This window comes from Streptomyces nanshensis (assembly GCF_001751255.1).
GTDB lineage: Bacteria > Actinomycetota > Actinomycetes > Streptomycetales > Streptomycetaceae > Streptomyces > Streptomyces nanshensis_A.
Map to the genome: position 1 here is coordinate 6,328 of NZ_LJGW01000342.1, position 8,601 is coordinate 14,928.

The following is an 8,601-nucleotide window of genomic DNA, read 5'->3' on the forward strand; positions in this document are numbered from 1 at the left end:
CGCCGCCAAGCCCGCCCCGGCGCAGAAGGCCGGGCCCACCGCGGCCGAACCGGCGCGTGCCCAGGCCCAGTCCGCCCAGGGCGGCGAGGCCGGGGGCGAGCAGCCCGCCGGGCCGGAGTACACGCAGATGCGCGGTCCGGCCGCGGCCGTCGCGAAGAACATGAACGCCTCGCTGGAGCTGCCGACCGCCACGTCGGTGCGCGCGGTCCCGGTGAAGCTGCTCTTCGACAACCGCATCGTCATCAACAACCACCTCAAGCGCGCCCGCGGCGGCAAGGTCTCCTTCACGCACCTGATCGGCTACGCCATGGTGCAGGCGCTGAAGGCGATGCCGTCGATGAACCACTCGTACACCGAGAAGGACGGCAAGCCGACGCTGGTCAAGCCCGACCACGTCAACCTCGGTCTCGCCATCGACCTGGTCAAGCCGAACGGCGACCGCCAACTCGTCGTCGCCGGCATCAAGAAGGCCGAGACGCTGACCTTCTTCGAGTTCTGGCAGGCGTACGAGGACATCGTCCGCCGTGCCCGGCAGAACAAGCTGACGATGGAGGACTTCTCCGGCGTCACCTGCTCCCTCACCAACCCCGGCGGCATCGGCACCGTCCACTCCGTGCCGCGGCTGATGCCCGGCCAGGGGCTGATCCTGGGCGTGGGCGCGATGGAGTATCCGGCGGAGTTCCAGGGCACCTCGCAGGACACCCTCAACCGGCTCGGCGTCTCCAAGGTGATGACGCTGACGAGCACGTACGACCACCGGGTCATCCAGGGCGCCGCGTCCGGGGAGTTCCTGCGCATCGTCAGCCGGCTGCTGCTCGGCGAGGACGACTTCTACGACGAGATCTTCAAGGCGCTGCGCATCCCGTACGAGCCGGTGCGCTGGAACCAGGACATCGACACCTCGCACGACTCGGACGTCACCAAGGCCGCCCGCGTCTTCGACCTGATCCACTCCTACCGGGTGCGCGGCCACATCATGGCCGACACGGACCCGCTGGAGTACAAGCAGCGCAAGCACCCCGACCTGGACATCACCGAGCACGGGCTCACCCTGTGGGATCTGGAACGCGACTTCGCGGTCGGCGGTTTCGCCAACAAGTCGATGATGAAGCTGCGCGACATCCTGGGCGTGCTGCGCGACTCGTACTGCCGCACCACCGGCATCGAGTACATGCACATCCAGGACCCGAAGGAGCGCAAGTGGATCCAGGACCGGGTCGAGCGTCCGCACTCCAAGCCCGAGCGTGACGAGCAACTGCGCATCCTGCGGCGGCTGAACGCCGCGGAGGCCTTCGAGACGTTCCTCCAGACCAAGTACGTCGGCCAGAAGCGCTTCTCGCTGGAGGGCGGCGAGTCCGTCATCCCGATGCTGGACGCGGTGCTGGACGCCGCCGCCGAATCGCGCCTGGACGAGTGCGTGATCGGCATGGCGCACCGGGGCCGGCTCAACGTGCTGGCGAACATCGTCGGCAAGTCCTACGCGCAGATCTTCCGCGAGTTCGAGGGCAACCTCGACCCGAAGTCGATGCACGGCTCCGGCGACGTGAAGTACCACCTGGGCGCGGAGGGCACCTTCACCGGCCTGGACGGCGAGCAGATCAAGGTCTCGCTGACCGCCAACCCCTCGCACCTGGAGGCCGTCGACCCGATCGTCGAGGGCGTCGCGCGGGCCAAGCAGGACATCATCGGCAAGGGCGGCACGGACTTCACCGTCCTGCCCGTGCAGCTCCACGGCGACGCGGCCTTCGCGGGCCAGGGCGTCGTCGCGGAGACGCTCAACATGTCGCAACTGCGCGGCTACCGCACCGGCGGCACGGTGCACATCATCGTCAACAACCAGGTGGGCTTCACCGCGGCGCCCGAGTCGGCGCGCTCGTCGATGTACTCCACCGACGTGGCGCGGATGATCGAGGCGCCGATCTTCCACGTCAACGGCGACGACCCGGAGGCCGTGGTCCGCGTGGCCCGTCTCGCCTTCGAGTACCGGCAGGCGTTCAACAAGGACGTCGTCATCGACCTGATCTGCTACCGGCGCCGCGGTCACAACGAGACCGACAACCCGCAGTTCACACAGCCGCTGATGTACAACCTGGTCGACAAGAAGCGCTCGGTGCGCAAGCTGTACACCGAGTCCCTCATCGGCCGCGGCGACATCACGCTGGAGGAGGCCGAGCAGGCGCTCCAGGACTTCCAGGGCCAGTTGGAGAAGGTCTTCACCGAGGTGCGGGACGCCGCCAACGCGCCCGCGCCGGCCGAAGTCCCCCAGCCCGAGGCGGAGTTCCCCGTCCACGTCGAGACGGGCGTCGGCCAGGAGGTCGTCAAGCGGATCGCCGAGTCGCAGGTCAACATCCCCGACCACGTCACCGTCCACCCGCGGCTGCTCCCGCAGCTCCAGCGGCGCGCGGCGATGATCGAGGACGACACGATCGACTGGGGCATGGGCGAGACCCTGGCCATCGGCTCGCTGCTGATGGAGGGCACGCCGGTGCGGCTGTCCGGACAGGACTCGCGGCGCGGCACGTTCGGGCAGCGGCACGCCGTGCTGCTCGACCAGAACACCGGCAACGACTACACGCCGCTGCTCTACCTCTCCGACGACCAGGCCCGCTACAACGTCTACGACTCGCTGCTCAGCGAGTACGCGGCGATGGGCTTCGAGTACGGCTACTCGCTGGCGCGTCCCGAGGCGCTGGTGATGTGGGAGGCGCAGTTCGGTGACTTCGGCAACGGCGCGCAGACGGTGATCGACGAGTTCATCAGCTCCGCCGAGCAGAAGTGGAGCCAGACGTCCGGTGTGACGCTGCTGCTGCCGCACGGCTACGAGGGCCAGGGCCCGGACCACTCCTCGGCCCGGATCGAACGGTTCCTCCAGCTCTGCGCGCAGAACAGCATGACGGTCGCGATGCCGTCGCTGCCGTCGAACTACTTCCATCTGCTGCGCTGGCAGGTCCACAACCCGCACCACAAGCCGCTGGTCGTCTTCACCCCGAAGTCGATGCTCCGGCTCAAGGCCGCGGCGTCGAAGGCCTCGGAGTTCACCACAGGCGGCTTCCGCCCGGTCATCGGCGACGACTCGGTGGACCCGTCCGAGGTCCGCAAGGTCGTCTTCTGCTCCGGCAAGGTCTACTACGACCTCGACGCCGAGCGGCAGAAGCGCGGTCTGACCGACACCGCGATCATCCGGCTGGAGCGGCTCTACCCGCTGCCCGGCAAGGAGATCCAGGCGGAGATGGCCAAGTACAGCGGTGCGTCGAAGTTCCTGTGGGCCCAGGAGGAGCCGGCCAACCAGGGCGCGTGGCCGTTCATCGCGCTCAACCTGGTCGACCACCTGGACCTGATCATCGGCTCCGACCCGGTCCCGAACGCGGACCGGCTGCGCCGGGTCTCGCGGCCGTCCTCCTCGTCCCCGGCCGTGGGTTCGGGCAAGCGGCACCAGGAGGAGCAGCAGCAGTTGATCCAGGAGGTCTTCGCGCTCTGAGCGTCCGGCTCTCCGGCCGGCGCCGTGGAGCACGCCGTACAGCGGGAGGGCCCGCCGGTATCCGGTACCGGCGGGCCCTCCCGCTGTGTGTGCCCTGTCCCGCTGTGTGCCCGGTCCGCGCCCCGCGGGCGCGGCCTGTGGCGGCTCACTCAGCCGAGGTAGGGCTCGAAGTCCCAGTACGGGCGCACCCGTTGACGCGCCGAGAGCGTGTGCGGGTGCTGCGCGCCGAGCGACCGGGTCAGCCGCTGCAGGGCGTCCTCCTCCTGCTTGCCGGCCTCCGTGTGCTCCCGTACGGCACGCAGATCGGCGGCGAGGGCGACCTGGCAGGAGAGGGTGAGGGGGTGGTCCTCGCCCATGACCTGCCGCGCCCTGCCGAGGGTCTCCTTGCTCAACTCCAGTGCCTCGTCGAGCCGTCCGATGAAGTTGCGGCCGCACGCGGCGTTCAGCGCACAGCCCAGGGTGGTCGGATGCTCGTCGCCGAGCAGGACGCGCGTGCCGACGAGTGCCTGCTCGAACATGTTCAGCGCGCCGTCCCGGTCGCCTTCGGCCTGGAGCACGAGCCCGGCGTTGGTCTGCATGGCCGTCGGCACCGGGTGTGCCTGGCCGAGCAGTCTCCGCCAGCTGTTCTCCGCCTCGTCGATCAACTCCCGGGCACGGGCGAGGTCTCCGGCGCGGCGTAGCTGGTTGCCGTAGTCGGTGATCAGGGACAGCGTGCTGTAGTGGGCGCGCCCGTAGATCTTCTCCTGCTGCTCCAGGAGGCCGGCCAGCACCACGCCCGCGTCCTGTCTGGCGGTGCCGGCACGGCGCTCGCAGAGCAGCAGGTTGTGCCGGGCCCACAGCGTCTTGGGGTGCTGCGGACCGAGCACCTGGATGTGCCGCCGGACGCACAGCTCCTGGCGGGAGAGCGCGTCCTGATAGCGGCCCATGAGCCGCAGGTCGCGCGCGCAGGCGTTGGCCGAACTGAGCGTGTCGGGATGGCGGTTGCGCAGCAGGGTCTCACGCCTGCGGAGGGTGTCGAGGTCGACTTCGTACGCCTCCGTGTAGCGCCCCAGCAGACGGAGTCCGACGCCGAGGTTGTGGTGGGCGAGCAGGGTCGTCCACTCGTCGGGGCCGAGCAACCGGAGGGCTGTGGAGACGACTTCGCGCTGCATCTGGAGCGCCTCCGCCCACTGGCCCAGGAAGCGCTGGTCCGAGGCGAGGCAGCTCGTGGCCGTCATGAGCTGTTCCTCGTCGGTCGCGGCGGCGCTCCGCAGCCGCTCCAGCCGGGCGCTGTCCAGCTCGTGGGCCTCGCGGAAGCGTCCGGCCGCGCGGAGGATGTTGCCTTGGAGCGTCGCGAGGGAGAGCATCGGCCCGGAGTCGGCCGGGAGCAGTTCGGACCACCGCTCGCGGATCTGCTCGGCCAGTTCGGCGCCGACCCGGAACTCGCCGCCGTTGTGGCAGTAGCGCAGGCAGTTCAGCAGCAGGCTCTGGGTGCGCGGCGCCGTGCTGCTCAGGGAGCCGGACGAGCCGAGGTGCGGCAGCAGTTCCGCGTAGCGCGGCCAGGTCCTGCTGTCCTCCGGGTTGCCCGGGTCCGCCTCGGCGAGCAGGCCGCGTACGACCTCCCGGTAGACCTCGCGGTCGTCCGAGGCCGTCAGTTCGCCGACGATGCCGTGCACGACGCGGTGCATGTGCACCGACTCCTGCTGCGGCCCGCTCTCCTCGCCGGCGCCGTGCGAGCCGCCGCGTGAATCCCGGCTGAGCACCGAGTAGTTGACCAGGGAGTCCAGGGCGCGCGCCCAGGCCGGCCGGTCGGAGGTGATCCAGCGCAGGTTCTCGGGGAGGGCCTCCGCGGGCAGGCCCCGTACGAGGCCGATCGGGATGCGTCCGGGGGCGAACGCCGAGCAGAGCGTGAGGAGTTCGACCGTGCGGGGCTCGGTCTGCCGCAGCTTGTTGATGAGTATCGACCAGGAGGTGAAGGAGGACTCCGGGTAGTCGGTGAACACCGAGCGGTCCACGGCCTCGGTGAAGCCGCCCTGCCGCACCATCCGCAGATACTCTCCGGCCTCCATGCCCGACTCGCCCAGCCATGCGGCGGCCTGCGCCATCTGCAGCGGCACGTCGTTGAACTCCAGCGCGACCTGATCCGCCTCGTCCGCGCTCACATGCGGCGCACGGCGCAGCAAGTAGCCGACGGATTCGGCACGTCGGAAGCCGGAGACGTCCACGAGGTCGGTCAGGCCGCGCCAGGAGCGGTTGCGGGAGGTGATCAGGACGTGGCCGGTGCCGCCCTGCGGGATGTACTGCGCGGCCTCCTCGGTCTCCTCCCAGCCGTCGAAGACCAGCAGCCACCGGCCGTACGGCTCGCCTCGGCGCAGCGCCTCCCGTACGGAGCGGATGCGCTCGCCCGGCTCCGAGCTGTCGGTCAGGCCGAGTTCGACGGCGAGTTCGCCGAACCGGTCGCGCTGGGTGTTGCGCTGGTCGGAGTTGATCCACCACACCACGTCGTAGTCGGGGCTGAAGCGGTGCGCGTACTCGGCGGCGATCTGGGTCTTGCCGATGCCGGACATGCCGACGAGCGTGCAGGCCGACGCGCCCTGCCCCGCGTCCGTGAGCCGCTGCTGAAGCTGGTTGAGCAGTTCGTCCCGGCCGGTGAACTGCCTGTTGCGGCGCGGGACTTCGCCCCACACCTCGACCGGGTCGCTGGGGTAGCGGGAGCCGGGGGCGTACGGCAGTTCACGGGGCGGTGAGGCGGGTGTGAGGGCGAGCCTGGACAACAGCCGCCGTTCGGCCTCGGGTTCGCTGACGCCCCACAGATCGACGGGTTCCAGCACGGCCGTGGCGGGCAGCAGCGGACGGTTGGTCAGATTGACGGCGGCGAAGCGCTCCGCGTTGTCCGCGACGAAGCCGCGCAGCACCGTGTTCCACTCGCCCTCGCGGCGCGGCCCGAGTTGGAAGAACCAGTCGCTGAGCACCAGCAGCACCTGGCCGGTGGCGAGCAGCAGATCGTCGAGTGCCTCGTCCAGCGGCTGTTCCCGTGACGGGTCCCACCGTTGCAGGGTCACGCGGTGGCCGTGGCTCTCCAGCCGGCGTTCGATCCACGTGGCCCACGCCCGGTGGTATCCGGGGTAGGTCACCACGATGTGCTGCCGGCCCCCTCCCCCGTCCCCGGAGCCGCCGTTGCCCTCCGGGTGCCGCTCATCGGCCATCGGCACGTTCTCCCTCGTCGTCGTGTGGGCCGGGTCACCGGACGGGCGGTGGGCCGCGGCGAGATTACCGTATGTCACCTACCCGTGACAGGGTTGCCCGCTGCGCGGGCGGTGGCGCACGGCCGGCTCCGTCAGCCTCGCCAGACGCCGTGCCATGCCCTCGGCGAACCGGTCGCCCGCCGGGGTGAGTTCGCCGGAACTTCGGAGGACGTCGAGGGCCTCCGCCACCTGTCCCCGGTAGTTCTCGCGGCGGGCCCGTGCGGTGGCACGCGCCGCCGGGGTCGCGCCGCGGCGGGCGGCGAGATGGTGCCACAGATCGGCGAGCGCCAGATGTGCGTAGGTGCCTTGCAGGACCGCCCCCACGGGACGCGGGACGGTGCGCCAGGCCACGCGGTGCACGGCGAGGCCGCCTTCCTGCCGCAGCGGCGTCAGATCCTCCAGCACGGCGAGCTTGCTGTGGTGCGCCTCGTGCACGAGGACGGCGACAAGTCCCCATGCGGTCTCGGGCAGTTGGGTGAGCACGGCGCCGGGCGCGGAGCCCAGCGTGGCGCTGTACCCGCCCGGGGACGACCCGGCCAGCGGCACCACGGAGCGCACCACGGCACCGATCTCCCGGCGGCGGCCGGGGTCGGCGCCCGCGAGCAGGGCGAGGGCGGCACGCCACCGCGCCGTCCAGTCCCGTGTACGCCCGTCGGGCACCGGGGGGCCGCCCGTGATCGGCGGTGCGGTGCGCGGCACGGGACGTGTGCCCGTCCGCCGCGGATCGAGGTCGTCGAGCAGGGTGCCGCTGCCCGGCAGCGGACGCAGTCCGTGCCAGCCCGGTCCCGCCGCACGGTGGTACGGAGGCGGCAACACGACGCCGGTACGGCGGTGTTCGGGGGTCAGCCGGAGGCTGCGCGCCCCCGCGACGACGCGGACGCGTCCGGTGTGTGCGGCGTACACCCCGATGCCCGGCAGAGTGAGCAGCCCTCCGGGGGCGGCGAGCGTCATGCGGAAGCCGGTGCCGGTGCGCAGCGCGACGGCCGCGGCGAGGGCGCCCAGCACATCGTCCTCGCCCGGCGGGACGCTCAGGGCGTGCAGAAGCCAGTTGCCCACGGAGGGGTAGCCGAGCGCCGCGCGGAAGGCGGTCGGGTCGTCCGCCTCGGCCTGCTCCAGCAGCCGCCAGTGCCGATTCAGCCGTTGCCGTACCGGGGGCGGCACGGCGTGTCGGTCTGCCTGTGTGAGCAGGGACTTGAGCAGCACCAGCCGCCTGCTGTGCAGTCCGTCCCGTAACAGCCGGAGGTCCTGGGAGCGTGGCCTGGTCCCGGCCAGCGACGCGAGGGCTGCGGCGGGAACGGCGGACGGGGTCGTGACAGAGTGCACCGTTCCCCTTCCCCGCCGGTGAGAATTGGCCCGATCACGCCCCTCGCAGTTCCTCCCGGCGCGCTGAGGGCACCGAGTGCCGCCGCAGCGGTGTGAATCCGCCCTTCTCGCCCTCGCCCGCCCATATCTCGGCGAACAGGCCGGGGCGGCGCAGCACTTCGTCGACCGCGGCGAGCAGTTCGGGGTCGTCCATGACCCGCAGCTCACGCAGGCCGACGCCCGCGAGGTCGGGCAAGGACGGCGCTCTCGCGCCCTCCGGACGAGCCCCGCCGGATGCACCACTCCCCTGCTTCGGCACGCTCTTCTCCCCTCTGCCGCCTCTCCGGGGAGGCCGCCGCCAACGGTGCAGGGTTCTTCCCAACGGCCTTGCCGGGGAAACCCGTTGACGGCTGTGGCCCCGTTCATTCGGCCTCCAGGGCGGCGAGGCGTTCGCGGGTCTCGCGGATCTCGTCCCAGGGGAGGTTCTCCGTGAGGCGTTCGGTGAGCAGGGCCCATTCGGCCGACGCCGCGCGCAGGTCGGCGAGGGCGGCCCGCGGGCTGTCGCGGCGCCGGTGCAGCGCGGCCCTGCGCAGCAGC

Annotated in this window: 4 protein-coding genes; 1 reads left to right on the forward strand and 3 read right to left on the reverse strand. The window is 71.2% G+C overall.

Annotated elements, in window-relative coordinates:
- Nucleotides 1–3,478, forward strand: a 3,478-nt coding sequence (locus AN218_RS20390; RefSeq protein WP_070018338.1) for a multifunctional oxoglutarate decarboxylase/oxoglutarate dehydrogenase thiamine pyrophosphate-binding subunit/dihydrolipoyllysine-residue succinyltransferase subunit, incomplete at its 5' end; no start/stop codon positions are given.
- A 149-nt stretch (nt 3,479–3,627) separates the two neighbouring features.
- Here AN218_RS20390 and fxsT read toward each other — a convergent pair.
- The 3 genes from fxsT to AN218_RS36875 all read right to left on the reverse strand — a co-directional run bounded on the left by fxsT (nt 3,628) and on the right by AN218_RS36875 (nt 8,260).
- A complete protein-coding gene (gene fxsT / locus AN218_RS20395; RefSeq protein WP_070018339.1) occupies nt 3,628–6,663 on the reverse strand; it encodes an FxSxx-COOH system tetratricopeptide repeat protein in 3,036 nt (1,011 codons plus the stop codon).
- A gap of 78 nt (nt 6,664–6,741) precedes the next feature.
- Nucleotides 6,742–8,025 carry an aKG-HExxH-type peptide beta-hydroxylase gene (locus AN218_RS20400; protein WP_070018340.1) on the reverse strand — a complete coding sequence of 428 codons (1,284 nt, stop codon included), beginning with the start codon at nt 8,023–8,025 and terminating at the stop codon, nt 6,742–6,744.
- Between the two features lie 34 nt (nt 8,026–8,059).
- The gene (locus tag AN218_RS36875; protein ID WP_070018341.1) at nt 8,060–8,260 is read right to left on the reverse strand and encodes a hypothetical protein; all 201 of its coding nucleotides are present in this window, start codon (nt 8,258–8,260) and stop codon (nt 8,060–8,062) included.
- Between the last annotated feature and the right edge of the window lie 341 nt (nt 8,261–8,601).